We start from the raw sequence: 21,455 nt of genomic DNA on the forward strand, positions 1-21,455 counted from the left end.
GCGTGCCGCCCGCGCGCGGTTTATCCGGCTTACTCGCTCGCCGATGCGTCCGGCTTCTTCTGCAGCCTCGGCGGCAAACGCCAGTTCCCGCTGTGCTGCAACCCGTCGACGAACTTCACGCGCTCGTCGGGCGTCAGCGTCGCCGCGAAATCGACGACGCTGCGCTCGATCTGCGCCCGCATCGCGGTGTCGGCCGCGCGTGTGCGGTCGAGCGCCGCATCGATCGCCGCGCGATCGAGTTGCGGCGCGGCGAGCAGGTCGAGCACGGTGATCCGGCCGTCGCGCCCTTCCCGCGCGAAATCGCGGCCGCTCTTGCGCGCCGCCTTCAGCGCGGCGGCGAACTCGCGCTGCCGCCCGTCGGGCAACTCGTCCGCCGCGAAACGCAACGCGGTGCGCGATGGGGGCGCGCCGGCCGCATGCAGGTCGCGATGGGTCGAGAACCATTGGTATGCGCCGCCGCCGATCGCGCCGAGCATGAACACGTTCAGCACGACCGAGCCGACAAGCGTGAATTTCCAGCCGCGTTCGGTCATTCGTCGGCTCCGTCGATGCTCGGGCCGCCGAACGTCGTCGTCAGGTAGCCCGATTCGTGTTGCGCGATCGGCGCGCTGCCGAGCATCAGCATCGACACGGCCACCGCACCGGCGAGCGCGCCGGCCAGCCCGACGCCCGCGAACGCCGCGCCCGACCACCACACCCGGCCGCGACGTCGCGCGCGTTGCGGCGCCGGCGCCGCCGCCGGCGCGGTCGCGACGATACGCTCGACCAGCGCCGGCGCGGGCGGCGCCACCGTGTCCTGCATCAGCCACGCATCGAGCTCGGCGGCCTCGTCGAGCGCTTCAAGTGCGTCGCGTGGATGCGCGTGCGCCCACGCTTCGGCCGCCGCGCGTTCGGCCTGCGGCCAGCGCCGCGCGTCCGAACCGTACGCGGCGACGATGGTACGAAATCGTTCGGGTGTCATCGCTTGTCCTCGCTAGGTGGGTCGCCGGCCAGTTGCGCGCGCAGGTTGCGCCGCGCACGGGCGAGCAGGCTTTCCAGCGCATCGACGGTGATGCCCATCAGGTTGGCCGCTTCCACATTCGACATTTCCTGATAGTACTGGAGCACCAGCGCTTCCCGCTGCCTCGACGGCAGCGCGGCCAGCGCCTGCCGCACGCGCGCGTCGCGCGAACGCAGCTCCGCGTGCACGGCCGGCTCCGGCTGCGTGTCGGGCACGTCGGGCAGCGTATCGACGGGCTCCTCGCGCCGGCCGCGCAACCGGTCGTAGCACAGGTTCAGCACCACGCGATGCAGCCACGTGTCGAAGCGGGCTTCGCCTTCACGCCAGCGCGGCGCCTGGTTCCAGATTCGCAAGAACGTCTCCTGCGCGACGTCCTCGGCTTCGTTCCGGTCGCCGAGCATGCGCGTCGCCAAAGCGAGCAGCCGCGGCAGCTTGCGCGCGACGAGCACGCGCACCGCCGATGCATCGCGCGCACCGACGCGCGCGACGAGTTCCGCGTCCGGATCGCGGTCGCCGCGATCGTTCAACGCCGCCTGCTCCGTCGCGCGGCGCGCGGGCGCCGCCCTGTCACGGCAGAGGGACCCGCCGCCCGGCTGAAGCTCATCGTCGTGCTCTCCTTGCATGCGTCGGACCATCGCCGGACGGCGCCGCACCGACGGCTCCGCCGGTTCGTCAACGCCGCGCGCGTCGCGCCCGGCATCGCACACGGTATCGGCCGTGCCGGTTTCATCGACATCCGGTTCGCGCCGCATGTCGATCCTGTCTGCCGGCCGCGCGACCATCGGCCGGCGCGCTCAATATACGACGACCGGCGCGGGCCGGTAATACACCGGACGGGCCGGCACGACGACGCAGCCGGCCAGCACGATGGCCGCGGCCGCCAGTATGACGATGGTTCGGACAGGCATCGCTTCGGCTCATGATGTTGCATGAAGAATCCGCTGCACGGGCATCCTTTCGACGCGCGGCGGCGTGCACGTCACGCCCAGTGGCCCGGCACCCAGCACCAGGCCGGGCCGCGCGCCGCCCAATGCCCGGGCACCCAGTGGTAACCGACCCGCACCACCTGCCAGTGGCCCGGAATCCATACGTAACGGCCCTGCCGCCAGTGCCAGTGCCCCTGATCCCAGACGTAGCCCGCTCGGGGCGCCGGCATCACTTCGACGCGCGGCGGCGGCGGCGCAAAAGGCGCGACGATGACGGCCTGCGCGAATACGGCGGAGGTCGCGAGCGCCGCCATGCAGCCGGCGGCCCATCGCAATGGAACAGAAAGTTTCATGAAAGACTCCGAAATAACGGCATCGACCGGAAGCGGTCGTTCATGCGTTAAACGGAGCAGGCGGGAGAAATCCGTCGCGACATCGGCGAATAATTTTCGCGGAGGCCGATGCGGACTGGAGGCGCGCGGCGCGCGACCCTGTATCGGCCAGCGCGCACGCACGGTTGCGGTACTGTCACAACGCGGCAAAACTGCCCTTCGACAATGCATGCGACCGGGATCCCGCTCGTTTCCGGCCCATGTCCCGGCCGTGCTCGCGCACGGCCGTGCGGCTCCCCTCTCGCGTCCCATCAACGAACACACCGACCATGTCGAACCAGGACACTCTCCCCGATCAGCCGAACGAGCCGGCCGCTTCCGTGTCGCGTCGCGGCTTCCTGAAACTCGCGGGCGTCTCCGGCCTCGCGACCGCCGCCGGCGGGCTCGCGGCCGCCCGCGCCGCTGCGTCGAATCCGGACGGCACGCCCGAACAGGTTCATCTGACGTGGGGCAACGACCCGACGTCCGAAGTCGTGATCTCGTGGGCGTCGCTCGCCCCGGCCGTCAATCCGCGCACGCGCATCGTCGCCGACGGCGAGCCGCCGCGCACCGTACACGGCGTCCAGCGCCTGTACACCGACGGCCTGAACGGCGAGACCGTGTTCGCGTATCACGCGCGCGTGCATGGGCTGAAGCCCGATACGCGCTATCGCTACGAGATCACGGCCGACAACGACAGCCGCGCCGCACAGCCGTTCTCCGCGACTTTCTCGACCGCGCCGCGCGGCCGGGCGCCGTTCCGTTTCACGAGCTACGGCGATCTCGCGACGCCGAACGGCGCGTGGGTGCTGTCGTCGCCGCAGAGCCGCTTCGCGGTGCAGGCCGTCGAGCAGTTCCAGCCGCTGTTTCACCTGCTGAACGGCGACCTCTGCTACGCGAACCTGAACCCCGCGCACCAGCCCGAGGTGTGGCGCGATTTCGGCAACAACAACCAGACGTCGGCCGCGAATCGCCCGTGGATGCCGTGCCCCGGCAATCACGAGATCGAATTCAACAATGGCCCGCAAGGGCTCGACTCGTACCTTGCACGCTATACGCTGCCGGAGAACGGCACGCACTTTCCGGGCCGCTGGTACAGCTTCCGCGTGAGCTCCGTGCTGTTCGTGTCGCTCGACGCCGACGACGTCGTGTATCAGGATGCCGCCGCTTTCGTCGGTGGCCCCGCGCCGCTCGTGCCGGCCGCGAGCACCGGCCGCCCGCCGATCGAGCCCGGCACGTCGTTCTATGTGCGCGGCTACAGCAACGGCGAGCAGACGCGCTGGCTCGAACGCACGCTGCGCCATGCCGCGCACGACGACGACATCGACTGGATCGTCGTGCAGATGCACCAGGACGCGCTCAGTTCGTCGAAGACGGGCAACGGGTCCGACAAGGGCATTCGCGAAGCGTGGCTGCCGCTGTTCGACCGTTACGGCGTCGATCTCGTGCTGTGCGGCCACGATCACGACTACGAGCGCAGCTACCCGGTGCGCGGCTGCAATCACCGCGCGGGCGTCGATGCGAAGACCGGCGAAGTGGTCGAGACGCTGCAGCCGCGCCCGGTCGGCTCGAACGACCCCGACCGCACGACGTTCGACACGAGCCACGGCACGATCCACCTGATCCTCGGCGGCGGCGGCACCAGCGCGCCGCTCGACGTGTACGGCGAAAACCCGTCGACCGGCTTTGCGCAGGCGAAGGTGTTCACGAAACCGAACCGGCCGGTGCCGGGCGGCGCGCCGAACACGTTCGTGCGCCAGCCGGCCGATGCGCTCGAGGACGCGATCTGGTCCGCGCGCCGCGATACGGGCACCGGCTACGGAATCGCGGTGTTCGATCACGATCCGGGCAAGCCGGGCGGCCACACGACGATCACGATGCGCTACTACCATGCGCCGGGCGCCGACCAGCATCCGACCGCGCAATACGCGCTGTTCGAGACGATCGAGCTGAGCAAGAAGCGGCGCGAGCGGTGATCGACGCATCGGGCGCCCGCTGCGACGAGCGCCCGATGCGCGGCAGTCGACGGGCGGAACGCGCGGCGCGGGTTGGAGTGCCCGCATCGCACTCCGGCCATGCAGATGCGTTTCGAATACCGCATTCACACGCCCCCCAACGGCCGACGCATTCGACGCCATCGCGAATGCGCTGCCGCACACCACGCTCGGCCGACGCGGAAAGCGATGCTCGATTCGATCGGACACGCGCTGTCGGGAATCGGTGCACCGTGGCGTATCGGCTCGCGCGACCGAATCGATCGGACACGCCGGTCCGGCTGAATCGCCGCGACGGCTGCGCCCCCGTAAAATGCGCGCTTCCGGCGAAATCTTCTCTTTGTATCGCTGCTCACGATGACGGCACGCGCGAGCCGACCCGAATCATCCGAAATCGAATCAACATGTTGAAACAGGCAGCAAGCATCAAACGCAAGAACAACGCAACGCTCGCCGGGCTCGGCGCGGTGCTGTTATGGGCGTCGGTGGTCGCACTCGTTCGCGGGGTCAGCGAAAGCCTCGGCGCGACCGGCGGCGCGGCGATGATCTATACGGTGGCGTCCGTGCTTCTGCTGTTTTCGATCGGCTTCCCCGACCTGAGCCGGTTCCCGAAAAACTATCTGCTGTGGGGCGGGTTGCTGTTCGTGTCCTACGAGGTGTGCCTGTCGTTGTCGATCGGCTATGCGAGCAACGCCCGCCAAGCGATCGAAGTCGCGATGGTCAACTATCTGTGGCCGAGCCTCACGCTCGTCGCCGCCATCGTGTTCAACAAGCAGCGCGCGAACTTGCTGGTCGTGCCCGGCGTCCTGCTGTCGATGCTCGGCATCTGCCGGGTGCTCGGCGGCGACCAGGGGCTCGATCCGGCGGGCATGCTGCGCAACGTCGCGGACAATCCGCTGAGCTACGGGCTGGCGCTCTTCGGTGCGCTGATCTGGGCCGGCTATTGCACTGTGACCGCGCGCATCGCCGACGGCAAGAACGGCGTGACGCCGTTCTTCATGCTGGTCGCCGCGGTGCTCTGGATCAAGTTCGCGATCGAAGGCGGCGGCGGCATGACGTTCAGTTTGCGCGCGGTCGTGTATCTCGTGCTGGCGGCGTCGGCACTCGGCTTCGGCTATGCGGCCTGGAACACCGGCATCATGCACGGCAACGTGACGGTCATCGTCGGCGCATCGTACTTCACGCCGGTGCTCGCCGCCGCCCTCGCCGCCGCGCTGCTGCACGCGCCGCTGTCGGCCGAATTCTGGCAAGGCGCGTCGATGGTGTGCGGCGGCTCGATCCTGTGCTGGCTCGCGACGCGCGGACGGCGTCGTGACGAGACCGGGCCCGTGCCGGTCGCCAAGGAAGCCAAGGGCAATTGCCACGGGTGACGATGCCAGGTGCCGTCGACACAAGGCCGGATCGCTGCCGGCGATTTTCGGAACCGTCGACCGACGTGCGCTAGCTGCGCGATTCCAGCGCGATCCGCACGGCCAGGCCGGCCAGCACCGTGCCCATCAACCCGCGCTGAACCGCCGCCCAGCGCGGCCGTCCCGCGAGAAAACCCGCGATCGAACCGGCCGCGCACGCGATCAGCGCATTGACGCCGACGCTCACCGCGATCTGCACGCAGCCGAGCGCCAGCGATTGCGCGAGCACGCTGCCGTGCCCCGGCACGATGAACTGCGGCAGCAACGACAGATACATCACCGCGATCTTCGGGTTCGCGAGGTTCGTGACGAAACCCATCGCGAACAGCCTCGCGCGGCTGTCGTGCGGCAACTGCCGGACCTGGAATGCGGAGCGCCCGCCCGGCTTCAGCGCCTGCCATGCCAGGTAGGCCAGATACAGCGCGCCGGCCAGGCGCAGCGCATCGTACGCATACGGCACGGTCATCAGCAGCGCGGTGATGCCCGCTGCCGCACACACCATGTAAAAGACGAACCCCAGCGCGACACCGCCGAGCGAGACCAGCCCGGCGCGGCGGCCCTGGCAGATCGAGCGCGACACCAGATAGATCATGTTCGGTCCGGGCGTCAGCACCATGCCGAGCGACACGAGTCCGAACGCAAACAGGGTGGGCAAGGCCGGCATGGCACCCTCCTTCAGGGCAATGACAACGAGGTCGGAACAATGTATTGCATCTCAACCATCGTCGGCATGAATAACTTGCAAGTGGCTAATGAAGACCATTCATCATGGCTACCGGTCGCTATTTGCCCTTTTTCGCGCGCGTCCGGATCGTCTTTTCCGCCTTCGCGCGTTGCGCATCGACAAGCCGCACGAATTCATCGGCAACCGCATTTCCTGCGGTATTCCACGCCAGCCGCACGGAGCGATGCAGCCGTGGCGACAGCGCCAGCACACGACCGCCGAACGGCGTGTATGTCAGCGTGATGCGCGGCACGATCGATACGCCCATGCCGGCCTCCGCCATCGACAGGATCGTGCGCATCTCGACGACGTTGAACGCGGCTCGAAGCGGCACGCCGCCGCGCGCGAAGTAATCCGCGATCACCGGCCCGCACCCCGCCTTCGAGAAAATGAACGGTGCAACGGCCAGTTGCCTGGCGGTGACGCTCTTGCGGCCCGCGAACAGGTCGTCCGCCGCGACCGCGACGAAATCCTCGTCGAGCAGCGGCAGGTTGTGCGCGAATGTCTTCGTGCCGGCTACCACGCCGACGTCGGCCGTCCCGTCGTCGATCCACCCTTCGACTTCGCTGTCCGTGCCTTCGAGCAGCACCGCCGATACGCCCGGGTGCATGTCTTTCAACGCCTCGAGCGCGGGAACGACGAACGCCAGCGACACGCTCGGCAGCGATGCGACCACCAGCCTCCCTTCGAGCTTGCCGCGCGACAGGCTGAACTGCTGGCGCAGCATCTGCGCTTCCCGCACCACGCTCTGGACATACGGCCACAGGCGTTCGCCTGCCGCGGTCAGGACGACCGGCTGCCGGTCGCGCCAGAGCAACTTGACCTGCGTGATGTCCTCCAGCTCCGTCAGCGCGTGGCTGATCGCGGATTGACTGCGGCTGAGCCGGTCTGCCGCGGCCGTCAGCGAGCCGAGTTCGACCACGGCGGCCAGGGCCTGCAACTGGGCAAGCGTCATCGGATTTCCTCGTTCGGAGATATGTACGCCGCGCATGAGGCGGCCAGTTCCGTTGAATTATATTGAACCGGTTCGACGGTCATGCATCGGGCGCGAGCAGGATCGCGCATGGGTTCTGAAAGCTGCGACGCGTAGTATTCGCAGACCCGGCGTATCGCGCCGACCGACAGCGCGGACGATACGCGACCGGCTTTGCCGCGCGTACGCCGATGTCGACGTCAGCGTCGCCATGTCTTCAGAGGCACGAAATGGAAACCTATGTGTTGCTGGGCTGCGGATTGGGCGTCGGCCTGTTGATCGCGATCTGGGGTATCTGGTCGCTCCGATGACGTGCACCGGGCCCGTCCGCGCGCAAGGACTCCGTATGGAGAAGGACGGGAAACCGTAGTGTCGGCGAACGGTTCCGGTTCGCTCGGTTCGCAGCCCGATCGAGTCCGCCATCGCCTGTCCCGCGGGCCGTCGGCCGCCTCTGCCGCCCAGCGCGTAATCGTCCGACGCCACGCCCTGCTCCATTCCCGAAGACGCGTTAGACTATTCGGATGGAACAATGCCGTTATTGCCAGAGAGTCCGCGATGAATGGGATTGCCACGGCGACGAATGCCGCCGCGCAATTGCCAAGGCGCTGCGCCGGCAGCGTGCGGGCCTGCCGATGGTGCCCGATCGCATTCGCAACGAGTTGCCGTCCGGCGCACCGACCCAGCAAGTGATCGCCGTCCTGTCGCGCCAGCGCCTGCGCGCGCGCCGCGGTAACGAGGAACGCCGCGAGCGCAAGGAAATCGACGACGACGGGGTCTGATCCGGCCGCGCTGTAGCCCTGCGGTTCCGCTCCAAGCTATTCGCCGTGGTTGGCCGGCGACGCGTGCCCCAGCCCCGTACGCGATATCCCGCCCCAAACTCTCCCGCAATTGCCCGCCATCCTCGCAATACAGCATGGGGACGGATCGCGTTTGCGCTGCATTATTACCCGTAACGCAACGATCTTTCCCTCAAAGTCACGTTTACCCTAGGTGAGCCGGCGCCTACGATGTAATCAACCGCTGACGACATGGTGTCGAACGCGGAAAGCCAATAAACATCGGAGGTCATCATGAAATCGCTCGTTTCCGCAGTCGTCGCCGCCGTCGCCCTGTCCGCGTCGTTCGGCGCATTCGCACAAAGCACCGTGACCCGCGCCCAGGTGCGCAACGAACTGGTCCAGCTCGAAAACGCCGGCTACAAGCCCAGCCAGGCGAGCCCGCACTATCCGGCCGACATCCAGGCCGCGCAAGCCCGCGTGCACGGCATCGACAACAGCGGCTTCGGTTCGCAACCGGCCGCGACCGTCGAGGGCGGCGTACCGGCCGGCCGGACACACAGCCCGCGCGACTCGGTCTACTTCGGCCACTAAGCGTGCCGCCGCGCGCCTCGCGCGTGCAGCCCGCACCGGCGACGAGCCCGTCCCGCGACGGGCTCGTCGCGTTTTGCCCGGCCGTCAGCCGCCGCCGCCCGACGCGGCGCGGCCGGTCTCGTCGGGTGCGCCGCCGCGGACGAGGTCCTGATAGCGCACGCACACGCTCTGCGCGGACGCCTTCGCCGCATACATCGCCGCGTCGGCCTTGACGAGCAACTCTTCGGCCGATGCGCCGTCCGCAGGAAACTCGCTGACGCCGATGCTCGCGCCGACGGCCATGCGTCCTTCGTCGAACTCCAGCTCCTCGGCCATCACGATCTGGATGCGCGTCGCGACATCGCCGATCACCGCCGGTGACCGCACGTCCGAAATCAGCACGATGAATTCGTCGCCGCCGAGCCGTGCAGCCATGTCGTCGCCGCGCAGCACCTGGCTCAACCGCTTCGCGACCGCGACGAGCGTGCGATCGCCGGCCGAGTGCCCGTGCTGGTCGTTGATCTGCTTGAAGCGGTCGAGATCGACGAACATCACCGCCAGCCCCTCGCGCGCCGCGGCCGCATGCCGGATCGCCGCATCGAGATGCTCCATGAACAGCAGGCGGTTCGGCAGGCCGGTCAGTGGGTCGTGACCGGCGAGATGCGTGAGTTCCTGCTGCTTCGCGCGCAGCATCGCCATCTGCGTGCGTATCTCGACGCGCATGCTGTCGAAACAACGCGCGAGCACGCCGATCTCGTCGGCACGCGCGACCGGCAGCCGTTCGGCAGCCGAATCGTCGAACACGTGCGTCGCCGCGCGCGCGAGCGTCTGCAACGGCCGCGTGATCGCACGCGCGAACAGGATCGCGAGAATCACCGCCAGCACGCTCGACACGAGCACCATCCTGACGATCCGCTCTCCCAGCATGCCGTCCGGCGCGAGGACGTCGGCCAGCGGGCGGGCCATCCCGAGCACGACGAAGCGGCTGCCCTCGTCGTGCCCGAACGGCGTGCGCACGAACGCGAACATCTGGCCCGGCGCCTGATCGGGCTGCGCGAGCCCATTGAACGTCACGTTCATGCGCCCGCTGTCGAACAGCGCGCGCGTGACGGCAAAACGGTCCTGCATCAGCACGCGCCGGCCGCGATCGAAACCGAACGTCTGCTCCGGGTCGGGATGCACGAGAAAATCGCCCCACTCGTTCGCGAGATAGACCGCATAGTCGTCCGGCAGATCGCGTTCGATCCGGTCGAACACGCGGGAGAGTTCGACGTCGACGACGAGCGCGCCGACCGTCTGGCCCGACGCGTCGACCACCGGGGTCCCGACGCGCAGGATCGGCAGCCCTTCCGCCGCATGCGTTCCCGTCTCGTGATTGATCACGATCGGCGACAGGTAGATATGACCGGGCGCCGTCGCGAGCGTATCGAATACGTAAGAGAACTGCCCTTTCTCCTGAAACACGCTTTCGGGCAGCACGACGATGCCGCGCGCGTCGCGATCGACGCGAATGCGTTCGATCCCGAAATGCCCGCTCGCGATCAGGCGGATCTGCAGATATTCGGCATGATTTCTCATGAAGCTGTAATACACCTGCTCGAGCCGCATGCGTCGCACGTTGTCCGGATTGTCGCCGCCCGCGACGGCCGCGGACGACGGCAACTGCGCGAGCACCAGCGCGTCGTCCGCAACGTCGGCGAGCGCGGTCGTGAAGCGCTGCCCGAGCAGTTGCGTCGACATCAGCAGACTGTGCTGCGCTTCCTGCACCAGCATCGCGCGGTTGGCGCGATACGCGTAGTAGCCGGTCGTGCCGGACGCGATCACGCCGATGCATGCGAACAGCACCGACAGCTTCGACGTGAGCCCGAGCCGGATCATTTTGCGAACCGCTCCGGCCGATCGCCCGACACGATGCGGCTCCACAGCGATTCGCGGCGCGCGATGTCCTCCACGGGCTGAAGCCACACGAGATGCTGGCGCCCGGTATCCAGGCCGCGCGGCTCGAGCGTGTTCGCGAGCCCCTGACGCTCGGTCAGCAACGTGCCGATCGCCGGTTCGAGCATGTAGTTGATCCACGCGAATGCAAGCTCGGGCCGTCGCGTGCCGCGCGTGACGGCCCAGCAATCGAGCCACGCGAGTGCGCCTTCGTCCGGGATCACGTAGCCGACGTCCGCGCCGGCGCGACGCAACTGCTCGACCTGCTGCGTGCCGTAGTTGCCGAACATCAGCGCCGCGCGATGCTGGACGAACAGCGCGGTCGCTTCCTCGGGCAGCGTGTAGTACGTCAGCAGGTTGCGGCGCAGGTCGATCAGCTTGCGGGCCACGGCAAGCGTCTGCGCGGGCGACAGGCGGAACGGATCGGGATAGCCGAGCGCCAGCGCCGTGAACGAGAAATTGTGCTGCGCGCTGTTGAAGTCGAGCACCTTGCCGCGATAGCGCGGATTCCACAGCTCGCGCATCGAGCGCGGCGCGGCCGGCACCTGCTTGCGGTCGTAGATCAGCCCCATCGACGAATACGTGAACGGGATCGCGTAGGACGCGCCGTCCTGCACGAGGCCGCCGATCGTCGCGAGTTGCTGGAAATTCGACAATTGCCGCCGCCGGTTCGGGATACGCGACAGGTCGATCGGCGCGAGCAGGTGTTCATGCGCATAGCGCTGGATCTCGGCCGTGTTCGCGGCCAGCACGTCGTACGGCGGCGGTGACGCGCTGTGCATCCGCGTCCACAGCGCCTCGTCGGAATCGACCAGCGTCACTTCGACGCGCACATGAAACTGCGTCTCGAATGCGCTGACGATATCGCTGTCCGCGTAACCGGGCCACGCCAGCACGCGCAGCACGTTGTCGTTGACGGCTTCGGGAGAGACGGCGAAGGCCGGCAGCGCGAGCCAGCCCAGCATCGATATGATGAACAGCGTGCGCACGGCCCCGCGGGCGCGCGCACATGCGCCGATTCCCCTGATCAATCGGACCCCGCGTGAATCGCCCGCCTGCATCCGACTGTCCTTTTTTGAGTCGATGCGATATCCCGCAACGAGACCATAAAACGCAGGGGCACGCAATCGGAACAAGCCGCACATCGCGGATATTCGCGGGCGTCGCGGCAAAACGCACCCCAATTACAGGGGCCTGCGTCGCGGGCACGCCGATACCCGCGCACGGCGCATCGCTCGGCGGGATCCGGAATTTCGCGCGCCATCTCGCGGGCATCTTCATCACGACCTTCACCGGCGTGATGCCGTCGATCACGACCGGCTCGTTCGTGGTGCCGCTCGCCGTGGCCGGCGTGCCGTGCGTGCTCGTGGCCCGCAAGGTCCAGCCGTCGCGACCGCAGCAGCGCGGCGCCAGCGGCCAGATTGTCGAGCCGAACGCGCCCTGACGCATCGGGACGGCGCGGCTGACACCCCGCGGCTTTCCTTTTCGGGCCGCGCATCGGACAATGAGCGCCGCCCGTCGGCGCGGCGCCGCTTCGGCCCGCGTACGGCGACGACGCGCTCCGCCCACGCCGATGAAACGCTACGAAACCCTCGCCCACACGATCGCCGACGACATCCGCAACGGCAACCTCGCCGTCGGCACGCGCCTGCCGTCGCTGCGGCAAATCATCGCGCAACATGGCGTGAGCCAGTCGACAGTGTTTCGCGCGTATTACCTGCTCGAACAGTGGGGGCTGATCCGTGCGCGCGAACGCTCCGGCTACTACGTCGCGCCGGGCGCCCAGCCGGCCGCGAGCCCGGCGACGAAACGCCGTGCGAGCCGCGCCGGCGCCACGCGCAAGGTCGACATCAGCAGCCTCGTATTCTCCGTGCTCGATGCGGCCACGCAGCCCGGCATCGTGCCGCTCGGTTCCGCGTTCCCGGCGCCGCAGCTGTTTCCGCTGCCGCGCCTGGCGAAGTCGCTCGCACAGGCCACGCGGCTCGTGAGCCCGTGGAGCACGGTCGTCGACCTGCCGCCCGGCAACGAGGCGCTGCGCCAGCAGATCGCGCGGCGCTATCTCGCGACCGGCATTTCGCAGCCAATCGACGAAATCGTCGTCACGAACGGCGCGCTCGAAGCACTGAACCTGTGCCTGATGGCGGTGACGCGGCCCGGCGACGTCGTCGCCGTCGAAGCACCGGGATTCTATGCGGCGCTGCAGGCAATCGAGCGGCTCGACCTGCGCGCGGTCGAGATTCCCGTCGATCCGCGCACGGGCCTCGATCTCGATGCGCTCGCGAACGCACTCGACCGGCACGACATCCGCGCATGCTGGTTCATGACCAATTTCCAGAATCCGACCGGCGTTACGCTGACCGCCGAAAAAAAGCGTGCGCTCGTCGAATTGCTCGCGGCGCGCAACGTGCCGCTGATCGAGGACGACGTGTACGGCGAACTGCATTTCGGCCCGGACTATCCGCTGCCCGCGCGCGCGTTCGACCGTCACGGCCTCGTGATGCACTGCAGTTCGTTCTCGAAAACGCTCGCGCCCGGCTACCGGATCGGCTGGGCCGCCGCGGGCCGGTTCGCGGAGAAGGTGCAGCGGCTCAAGCTGATGACGACGCTGTCGGCCAGCATTCCCGCGCAGGCCGGCATCGCGAACTATCTCGAACACGGCGGCTACGACCGGCACCTGCGCAAGCTGCGCGGCGCGCTGCACACGCAGCTCGACCGGATGGACGACGCGCTGCGGCGCTGGCTGCCGGCCGGCGTCGAATGGGTGCGGCCCGACGGCGGGTATTTCCTGTGGCTCGCGTTCCCCGACGCGATCGACGCGATGGAGCTGCATCGCCAGGCGATCGCACGCGGCATCAGCTTCGCGCCGGGCCCGCTGTTTTCGGCCGCGCACGGCTTCGAGCGCTGCGTACGCGTGAACTTCGGCCATCCGTGGAGCCGCGACATCGAGCGCGCGATCCGCGTGCTCGGCGAACTGGTCGCGCAGCCGTCGGTCCGCAAGGCAGGCTGATCACTGGGCGCGCTGCGCCGGCCACGTCACGGCCATGCAGCCGATCCGTACGCGGGTTACATTGCAGGTCCCGCCGCCCTTCACGACGACTCATGAACCCACTGCCTTATCTCGATCACGACGCGCTGCTGAAACTGACCGCCGAAGCGGCGCACGTCACGCAGCCGTGCACGTGCACGAAAACCTCGCTCGCCGGCTGGACGACCCTGCCGCTGTCGCTGCCGGACACCAAACTGATCGAAGTGGCCACGCTCATCCCGCCGGGCGAACCCGAGCCGACCTACGCGGAACATCATCCGGCCGGCACGCGCTACGCGTCGGACGACGCGCCGATCGCGCCGCGCCATTTCCCGTACAACCGCTGCACCGTCAGCCGCTGCCGCACGTGCGGCCGCCTGTTCCTGCGCTACCAGGAAGGCGGCGGCTACTTCATCGACCAGCGCATTCGCGCGCTCGATCCGGCGCTCGTCGTCGACGCATGACCTCGGCCACGGGCATGCGCGCATGCCCGGCCCGCGCCGGCGTCCCGCCGGCCATCTGCTGCGCCTTTTTCGTTTCGATCTGCTGCTTGTCCCGCCGCATCGCGTTCCCTACGCTGTCTTCCGTTGCCTGACATCCGTCGCAACGCCTTCCCGCGCCGCGCGCCGTTCGCCGTGGCGCCTCTCGCTATCACGTCATGTATCGATATACCGATTTCGACCGGGCGCTCGTGCACAGCCGCGCCGCCCAGTTCCGCGACCAGCTCGAACGCTGGCAGCAAGGCACGCTCGGCGAGGACGCGTTCAGGCCGCTGCGCCTGCAGAACGGCTGGTACGTGCAGCGCCACGCGCCGATGCTGCGCGTCGCGGTGCCGTACGGCGAGCTGTCGAGCGCGCAGCTTCGCATGCTCGCGCGGATCGCGCGCGACTACGACGTACCCGACGACGCCACCTACCGCGCCGCGTGCGACGCCCAGGCGTTGCTCGGCACGTTGCGCCTGCCGACCCGCAGCGCGCACTTCACGACGCGCACCAACGTGCAGTTCAACTGGATTCCGCTGGCGAAGGCGGCCGACGTGATGGACCTGCTCGCGACCGTCGACATGCACGGCATCCAGACGAGCGGCAATTGCATCCGCAACATTTCGTGCGACGAACGCGCGGGCGTCGCGCCGGACGAGATCGCCGATCCGCGCCCGTTCGCCGAAGTGATGCGCCAGTGGACGACGCTGCACCCCGAATTCGCGTTCCTGCCGCGCAAGTTCAAGATCGCGATCACGGGCGCGACCGAAGATCGCGCGGCGACCGACTGGCACGACGTCGGCCTGAAGCTCGTGCGCGACGACGCGGGCGCGCTCGGCTTTCGCGTGAGCGTGGGCGGCGGGATGGGCCGCACGCCGACGATCGCGACGCTGCTGCGCGCGTTCCTGCCGTGGCAGCACGTGATGAACTACCTCGAGGCGATCGTCCGCGTGTACAACCGCTACGGCCGGCGCGACAACAAGTACAAGGCGCGGATCAAGATCCTCGTGAAGACCGAAGGCCAACGCTACATCGACGACGTCGAGGAAGAGTTCCGCCAGATCGTCGTTCACGACGGCGGCCCGCACACGATCCCGCAGGCCGAATTCGATCGCGTCGCCGCGTCGTTCGTCCCGCCGCGGTTGAAGCCGCGCACGCTCGACCTCGCGGACGCGAACGCGCGCTTGTCCGCGCAGGCGAGCCGTCATCCGGCGTTCGCGCGCTGGCTCGCCCGCAATGTCGCCGATCATCGCGACCCGGCGCTGCGCATCGTCACGCTGTCGTTCAAGCGCCGCCTGCAGGCGCCCGGCGACGCGTCGCCGGACCAGCTCGACGCGCTCGCCGATCTCGCCGACCGCTTCTCGGCCGGCGAGGCGCGCGTCACGCACACGCAGAACGTCGTGCTGCCGTGGGTACACGTCGACGACCTGTTCCTGCTGTGGGAAAACGCCCGCGCGATCGGGCTCGCGAGCGCGAACGTCGGGCTGCTGACCGACATGATCGCGTGCCCGGGCGGCGATTTCTGCGCGCTCGCGAACGCCCGCTCGATTCCGGTTGCCGACGCGATCGCCGAGCGCTTCGACGATCTCGACCTGCTGCACGACATCGGCGACCTCGACCTGCACATCAGCGGCTGCATCAACTCGTGCGGCCATCATCACAGCGGCCATCTCGGCATCCTCGGCGTCGACAAGGATGGCGCGGAGTGGTACCAGGTCACGCTCGGCGGGTCGGACGGCTCGATCGCGAGCGGCCCCGCGCGGCCGGGCAAGGTGATCGGCCCGTCGTTTTCGGCGGACGAGATCGTCGACGTCGTCGATGCGATCGTCAACGCGTATCTCGATGCGCGGATCGACGCGAACGGCCGCAGCGAACGATTCATCGACACGGTGCGCCGCGTCGGTACCGAACCGTTCAAGACCGCCGCGAACGCCGCGCGTCATCAGGAAGAACCCGCATGAACCACGAAACCGCGAACGCAAGCGCGCGCATCCGCCTGTTGACGCCGGCCGAACATGCCGACGAAACCGAGCAGCACGGCGCGGCGACGCTGACGATCGGCAACGACGAGGAACTGCCGCCGCTCGCCGCGCGCATCGCGCACGCCGAGCGCATCGACCTGCAGTTTCCGTCGTTCACCGACGGCCGCGCATACAGCCAGGCCTACCTGCTGCGCAGGCGCTACGGCTTCGCCGGCGACCTGCGCGCGACCGGCGACGTCCTGGTCGACCAGTTGCTGCTGATGGAACGCACGGGATTTTCGAGCGCGGTGCTCGGCGACGACACCGATCTCGCGGCCGCACGGCGGCAGCTCGACCGGTTTCCGGGCTTCTATCAGCGCGATGCGAGAACGACCCTGCCGCCGCAGGACGCGGCAGCACAGCCCGGAAAATGAAACGGGCGGCTCGCTGGCCGCCCGTACGATGAACCCGGAAGCAAAATCGGCCCGCGCCCGCCGTCAAGCGGGCGCCGCCGGCGTTCAGCGCGCCGCCGCCGGCTTGCCGAACCCGCCGAGGATCTTCTTCTCGAGCGCGATGTAATCGCGGCCGAAGTGGTGATCGCCCTGTGTCTTGATCACGTCGGCGCCCGTGTTCGCGAGCGCCGGGCACATCGTGTCCGTCTCTTCCGCGCCATAGAAGCACTGCACGAGCGCGGGCGGCACCTTCGCGATTTCCGGCGCGACCTTCAGCGCCTTGTCGCTCGCGGGCATGCCGAGCCAGCCCGTCACGCGAATCTGGAAATCGGCCGACGGCGCGAAGCCGAGCAGCGACATCACCGCGACCCTGTCGCGCAGGTCGGCCGGCAGCCGGTTGTACGCGAACGGCATCACGTCGGCGCCGAACGAGTAGCCGACCAGCGCCACGCGGTTCGCATGCCAGCGCGCCATGTAGGTGCGCATCACGCGGGCCAGATCGCGACTCACCTGCGCGGGCGGCTTCTCGCTCCAGAAGTAACGCAGGGCGTCGATGCCGACCACCGACACGCCGTCGCGCTGCAGCGCCTCGGCGATCGTCTTGTCGAGATCGCGCCAGCCGCCGTCGCCCGAGATCACGATCGCGAGCCGGTCGCTGCCGCCCTTGGCCGGCAGCTCGACGAGCGGCAGATCCGACACGTCGAGCTCGTCGCTGCTGCTGGTGTCGCGCAGGTGCGACGTGACGAGCGACACGAGCTTCGCGGTATCGCCCGCGGCAGCCGTTTCGACGAAACCCGGCATCGCGCGGCGCACGATCGTCAAATCGGGCGGGCACGGCTTGAAGCGCGGATCGAGCTTCGCGGCCGGACCGACCGCGACGACGCCGGCGATCGTGTTCTCCGGCGCCATCGACAGGATCTGCTTCGCGATCGCGCCGCCCTGACCCACGCCCGCGACGATCGGCGTGAAATAGCGCGACGACTGCGCGAGCCGTTCGAGTTGATGGCTGACCGCCTCGGCGTCGCCGTCGAGGTGGTGGCAGGCCTCCTGCTTCGCGGCGAGATTCGCCGCGTAACGCCCGGAATCGACGCCGACCGTCATCGCGCCGGCTTTCGCGAGCGCGTCGGCCGCCTGCTGATCGGCGGCATGCCAGCCGGCCTCGCGCGAGAACAGCACGACGAAACCGCGCAGCGGCCCGCTCGGCCTGGTCACGGTCACGGGCCCGTAGCGGCCGCCGGACACGGTTTCGGATTTCACTGCGGCCGGCTGCGCGGCGCACGCGGCGCCGGCCAGCATCACTCCCGCGCAGGCGGCTGCCGCCCGCGCGATTCCCTTCTTCAACATCATGAACGCCGACCTCCAGCCAGCAATGACAGATCCGCGAGCGTGACGAACACGCCGACCGAGCCCGAGGCCGCGAGATAACGCGGCTCCCAGTGCGGTTCGAACTTGCTCTTGAAAGCGCGCAAGCCGCGGAAGTTGTAGAAGCGGCCGCCGAAGCGCCAGACCATCAGCCCGAGCCGGTGGAACGGCGACGGCATCTTCGCCGCGCCCATCCCCGAGAACGGCGCGATGCCCAGGCTCAGCTTGCGGAACCCCGCTTCCTTCAGATGCAGCGCGAGCTGCGTAAACAAATACTCCATCGCGTACGGCGATGCGTCCGGCAGATGGCGCATCACGCCGACCGTCGCCTCGGTGTTGAGGTCGGTCGTCATGAACGTGACGAACGCGATCGGCTTGTCGGCCTGCCGCACCAGCATCACCGACTGCGTCGACAGATAGCCGTCGTGGAACGCGGCCACCGAGAAGCTCTTCTCGCGCGCATCGCGGCTGTCGAGCCAGCCGTCCGAGATGTCGCGCAGCGCCGGCAGCGCGGCCGGCACGTCGCCCGGCGCGATCACCTCGACCGTCAGCGCATCCTTGTCGCCGCGGCGCAGCGCGTAGCGCAGGTGCGACCGGTTCGAGCCCTTCAGGTCGAACTGGTCGAGCGCGATGTGCGCTTCCTCGCCCAGCTTCATCAGCGTGAGCCCCGCGTCGAGATACAGCGGCAGCGCATTCGCGCGCACCTGGTAGAACGCGGCGCGGCCGCTGTGCGCGTGCGCGAGCGCGATGAACTTGCTGATCAGCGCCGGCCACTCTTCACGCGGCCCGACCGGGTCGTGCAGCGCGGCCCACGTGCGGCCGTTCTTCGCGTACATCAGGAACGCGCGGCGCGATTCGGAAAACAGGAACGACTTGTCGCCCATCAGCGCGAGGCCCGCGTCGCTGCACTCCTGCGCGCGGATGATCTGCTCCGCGTCGATCAGGTCCTGCTCCGCGGGTTTCACGAAACGCCCGGGCGCCGGGCGCAGCAGTTGCCACAGCGCGAACAGCGCGACGAACACGCCGGACGCGAGCGTCGCGCGCAGCGCCCGCGGCGCGCGCGCATCGAACGAGAAATGCGACCACAGATCACGCGTGTACGGCACGTCGCGGAACGCGAAGAACAGCACCCAAACGGCCAGCATCAGCACCATCGCCACCGACACGAACCAGCTGACGGTGAAGCGCTCGGCGAGCAGCGACGAATGACGGTTGAACCGGCGACGGCTGACGAGCAGCAGCACGAGCAGCGTGCCGAGCACGCCGGCCTCGACGAACGCGAGGCCCTTCGCCAGCGACAGCGCGAGGCTCGCGAGCGTCAACGCGAAGGTCATCCACCAGGCGCCGTCGAGCCGGCGCAGCAGCCCGCGCGCGACGAACAGCAGCGCGACGCCGAGCACGCTGCAGATCACCTGCGAGCCTTCGAGCACCCACAGCGGCACGATGTGGCGCAGGATCGCGATCCGGTGCCAGAACGCGGGCGTCGCGCTCGAGATCACCAGCATCCCGCCGACCGCGAACGTCACGAGGCTCAGGAACACCGGCGCGAGCTGCGACACGCGCACGGCCTGCCGCGTCACGAGCCGGCGCCGCAGCGCGCGGCCCTCGAAACCGGCGAGCAGGCCGGCCGACAGCACGAGCGGCACGCCGAAGTAGATCGCGCGATACGCGATCAGCGCGGCGACCATCGCGTGCGCGGGCACTTCGCGACCGAGCGTGAACACCATCGCCGCTTCGAACACGCCGATCCCGCCCGGCGTATGGCCGATCATCCCGAGCAGCAAGGCGGCCGCGTAAACGGTGAGGAAGGTCGGGAAACCGACGGGCGCCGCCGGCAGCAATACCCACAGCGTCAGGCCCGCGGCAGCGACGTCGAGCACCGCGTAGACGACCTGCGCGACGAGATCGCGCCGCGCCGGCACGTCGAACGACAGCCATTTGAAGCGCGTGACGACCGGGCGCGCCGTCTTGCCGCACAGCATGGCCAGCGCGGCAAGCGCGACGAGCAACGCGGCGCCCGTCCACGTGAGCACGCCGGGCGCGACGTGCAGCATCGCGGCGAGCGCCTCCGGCACGCAGACCATGCCGACCGCCGTCATCAACACCATCGCGAGCGCCAGCGTGCCGCTCGTGAACACCGTCATCCGGCCGATCTGGGCGGGCGTGACACCCGACACGCCGTACACGCGGGCGCGCACGGCACCGCCCGTCAACGCACCGAAGCCCGTCGCGTTGCCGAGCGCGGAACCGGCGATCGCGCCAATCCACAGCGCGACGCGCGGCACCCTGGCCGCGACATAGCGCAGGCCGACCGCATCGCGGGCGACGAGCGCGAGATAGCTGAGGGCCGTCGCGGCGAGCGACGCGCCCCATTCGCCGGCGGACATGTGACGCAACTGGCGGATCACCGACCGGTAGTCGACGGATTCCGACAAATGCTGGAAAACCACGATCAGCAGCAGGCCGATGCCGAGCGCGAGCAGCGGCGACAGCACGCGTTCGTGGCGGATCAGCGCCCGGGCACGGGCGATCACCGCCTCGGCACGGCCGGGCGAACCAGGGTGGCGGAAAGACATAACGTGTTCAGTGGTGTTGCATAGCGTGTCGCGGCGCGGGTTGCCCGGGCGGCGACCTATCTGGTTGTTCTGCATGGGCGGCCGGCCGAAGACGGGCGGGTGGCGCCTGGATCAGAACTTACGAGTATACGGAACTTATATTACAAAATCTTTCACGTCGCCTTTGTGCCGATTTGTGGTTTCTCGCGCATCGAAACGCATAAAGAAACCGTGCACCCCACGAACGCGAGGTGCGCATCATACCGGCAACGGAGGTCGTTTTTTCATCGGATGAATGACTTGTGATGCATTTGGGTGGAATTTACCGCGCGGAGCCCGGCGGGCGAGGACGAAAACGCGAGGGCGCGGCGCGTTGCGGAATGGCGGCGGGCCGATTCGCTGCGCCCTCCGCGGCGCACCGCCGGTCCGGAAATACGCCGCTGCGCGTTACTTCGCCCGCTCATGCTCCCCCAACCCGATCGCCTTGTAGTCGTAAGTCGGATAGAACTCCGTCCGGTACGCGCCCCAGGCCGTATCCTCGAGCACGCGGTTGACCTCGCGCAGCCGCGACGCCGGCAGCCGCAGCACGACGATCTGCCCGATCCCCATCGTCACCGTCCAGCTCACCACCTCGACGCCCGGCGGCGGAAACGCCTTGTAGAACCCCTGCTTCGCGAGTTGCGCATTCAGCTCCGCAAGCGGGCGCGACTGGTCGTGCTTCAGGAACACGGTCAGCAGCACCGCGTTGTCGGGCGTCGCAGCGGCCGAACCTGCCGGCACCGTCGACGTCTGGCCGATGGCCGGCACGCTGGAAACCGCGGCGGCCGCCAACGCGGCGGCAATCACGAACGTTCGAATCGGAACATGCGGGAAAACGGTCATCACGCAACTCCATGGCTTCGTGGGAGGAGCCGCCATCATGCGCCGTCCGATCCAT

General features: G+C 68.4%; 20 protein-coding genes. 9 read left to right on the forward strand and 11 right to left on the reverse strand.

Features of this window, described 5'->3' with window-relative positions:
* Window positions 1–29: 29 nt before the first annotated feature.
* From CFB81_RS22610 to CFB81_RS22625, 4 genes are all read right to left on the reverse strand, one after another.
* A complete protein-coding gene (locus tag CFB81_RS22610) occupies window positions 30–533 on the reverse strand; it encodes a periplasmic heavy metal sensor (RefSeq protein ID WP_069617899.1) in 504 nt (167 codons plus the stop codon).
* Window positions 530–961, reverse strand: coding sequence for a hypothetical protein (locus CFB81_RS22615; RefSeq protein WP_069617900.1), 432 nt, complete (start codon window positions 959–961; stop codon window positions 530–532). The genes CFB81_RS22610 and CFB81_RS22615 overlap by 4 nt, the downstream gene beginning before the upstream one ends.
* Window positions 958–1,752: an RNA polymerase sigma factor gene (locus tag CFB81_RS22620; RefSeq protein ID WP_089437107.1), complete on the reverse strand. Its 795-nt coding sequence runs from the start codon at window positions 1,750–1,752 to the stop codon at window positions 958–960. The genes CFB81_RS22615 and CFB81_RS22620 overlap by 4 nt, the downstream gene beginning before the upstream one ends.
* Window positions 1,753–1,979: 227 nt before the next feature.
* Window positions 1,980–2,279, reverse strand: coding sequence for a YXWGXW repeat-containing protein (locus tag CFB81_RS22625; protein WP_089436590.1), 300 nt, complete (start codon window positions 2,277–2,279; stop codon window positions 1,980–1,982).
* A gap of 308 nt (window positions 2,280–2,587) precedes the next feature.
* Between CFB81_RS22625 and CFB81_RS22635 the strand changes: the two genes are divergently transcribed.
* Together CFB81_RS22635 and yddG are read left to right on the forward strand one after the other, a co-directional pair.
* Window positions 2,588–4,273, forward strand: a complete 1,686-nt coding sequence (locus CFB81_RS22635) for a metallophosphoesterase family protein (protein ID WP_089436592.1) — start codon at window positions 2,588–2,590, stop codon at window positions 4,271–4,273.
* 443 nt (window positions 4,274–4,716) lie between these two features.
* Entirely contained in the window at window positions 4,717–5,661 is a 945-nt protein-coding gene (gene yddG / locus CFB81_RS22645) for an aromatic amino acid DMT transporter YddG (protein WP_141723401.1), read from the forward strand.
* 70 nt (window positions 5,662–5,731) lie between these two features.
* Here yddG and CFB81_RS22650 read toward each other — a convergent pair whose 3' ends face one another.
* The gene (locus CFB81_RS22650; protein ID WP_089436594.1) at window positions 5,732–6,364 is read right to left on the reverse strand and encodes a LysE family translocator; all 633 of its coding nucleotides are present in this window, start codon (window positions 6,362–6,364) and stop codon (window positions 5,732–5,734) included.
* 118 nt (window positions 6,365–6,482) lie between these two features.
* The gene (locus CFB81_RS22655; protein WP_089436595.1) at window positions 6,483–7,379 is read right to left on the reverse strand and encodes a LysR family transcriptional regulator; all 897 of its coding nucleotides are present in this window, start codon (window positions 7,377–7,379) and stop codon (window positions 6,483–6,485) included.
* 539 nt (window positions 7,380–7,918) lie between these two features.
* On the opposite strand from CFB81_RS22655, the gene CFB81_RS22660 reads away from it, so the two are divergent.
* Together CFB81_RS22660 and CFB81_RS22665 are read left to right on the forward strand one after the other, a co-directional pair.
* Window positions 7,919–8,176, forward strand: coding sequence for a hypothetical protein (locus tag CFB81_RS22660; protein ID WP_069617906.1), 258 nt, complete (start codon window positions 7,919–7,921; stop codon window positions 8,174–8,176).
* A gap of 291 nt (window positions 8,177–8,467) precedes the next feature.
* Window positions 8,468–8,767: a DUF4148 domain-containing protein gene (locus CFB81_RS22665; RefSeq protein ID WP_069617907.1), complete on the forward strand. Its 300-nt coding sequence runs from the start codon at window positions 8,468–8,470 to the stop codon at window positions 8,765–8,767.
* 84 nt (window positions 8,768–8,851) lie between these two features.
* Here CFB81_RS22665 and CFB81_RS22670 read toward each other — a convergent pair whose 3' ends face one another.
* Window positions 8,852–10,624, reverse strand: coding sequence for a GGDEF domain-containing protein (locus CFB81_RS22670; protein WP_089436596.1), 1,773 nt, complete (start codon window positions 10,622–10,624; stop codon window positions 8,852–8,854).
* Complete coding sequence (locus tag CFB81_RS22675; RefSeq protein WP_089436597.1) at window positions 10,621–11,742, reverse strand: PotD/PotF family extracellular solute-binding protein; 1,122 nt, start codon at window positions 11,740–11,742, stop codon at window positions 10,621–10,623. The genes CFB81_RS22670 and CFB81_RS22675 overlap by 4 nt, the downstream gene beginning before the upstream one ends.
* Here CFB81_RS22675 and CFB81_RS36910 point away from each other — a divergent pair.
* From CFB81_RS36910 to CFB81_RS22700, 5 genes are all read left to right on the forward strand, one after another.
* On the forward strand, window positions 11,724–12,125 hold the full coding sequence (locus CFB81_RS36910; protein ID WP_373452654.1) for a hypothetical protein: 402 nt from the start codon (window positions 11,724–11,726) through the stop codon (window positions 12,123–12,125). The two genes, CFB81_RS22675 and CFB81_RS36910, sit on opposite strands and share 19 nt — an antisense overlap.
* Before the next feature lie 129 nt (window positions 12,126–12,254).
* Window positions 12,255–13,688: a PLP-dependent aminotransferase family protein gene (locus CFB81_RS22685; RefSeq protein ID WP_069617910.1), complete on the forward strand. Its 1,434-nt coding sequence runs from the start codon at window positions 12,255–12,257 to the stop codon at window positions 13,686–13,688.
* Window positions 13,689–13,780: 92 nt separating this feature from the next.
* Window positions 13,781–14,170, forward strand: a complete 390-nt coding sequence (locus CFB81_RS22690; protein ID WP_089436598.1) for a hypothetical protein — start codon at window positions 13,781–13,783, stop codon at window positions 14,168–14,170.
* A gap of 194 nt (window positions 14,171–14,364) precedes the next feature.
* Entirely contained in the window at window positions 14,365–16,149 is a 1,785-nt protein-coding gene (locus tag CFB81_RS22695; RefSeq protein ID WP_089436599.1) for a nitrite/sulfite reductase, read from the forward strand.
* Complete coding sequence (locus CFB81_RS22700) at window positions 16,146–16,583, forward strand: DUF934 domain-containing protein (RefSeq protein WP_069617913.1); 438 nt, start codon at window positions 16,146–16,148, stop codon at window positions 16,581–16,583. The genes CFB81_RS22695 and CFB81_RS22700 overlap by 4 nt, the downstream gene beginning before the upstream one ends.
* Before the next feature lie 84 nt (window positions 16,584–16,667).
* Here the strand turns inward: CFB81_RS22700 and CFB81_RS22705 are convergent, their stop codons facing one another.
* The 3 genes from CFB81_RS22705 to CFB81_RS22720 form a co-directional block, all read right to left on the reverse strand.
* Window positions 16,668–17,948 (reverse strand): virulence factor family protein, encoded by a 1,281-nt coding sequence (locus tag CFB81_RS22705; protein ID WP_089436600.1) that lies wholly within the window; start codon window positions 17,946–17,948, stop codon window positions 16,668–16,670.
* Window positions 17,945–20,539, reverse strand: coding sequence for a bifunctional lysylphosphatidylglycerol flippase/synthetase MprF (mprF, locus tag CFB81_RS22710; RefSeq protein WP_069617915.1), 2,595 nt, complete (start codon window positions 20,537–20,539; stop codon window positions 17,945–17,947). The genes CFB81_RS22705 and mprF overlap by 4 nt, the downstream gene beginning before the upstream one ends.
* Window positions 20,540–20,965: 426 nt before the next feature.
* The gene (locus CFB81_RS22720) at window positions 20,966–21,400 is read right to left on the reverse strand and encodes a hypothetical protein (RefSeq protein ID WP_089436601.1); all 435 of its coding nucleotides are present in this window, start codon (window positions 21,398–21,400) and stop codon (window positions 20,966–20,968) included.
* Window positions 21,401–21,455 lie beyond the last annotated feature (55 nt).

This window comes from Burkholderia sp. AU28863 (genome assembly GCF_002223195.1).
GTDB classification, from domain to species: Bacteria; Pseudomonadota; Gammaproteobacteria; order Burkholderiales; family Burkholderiaceae; genus Burkholderia; species Burkholderia sola.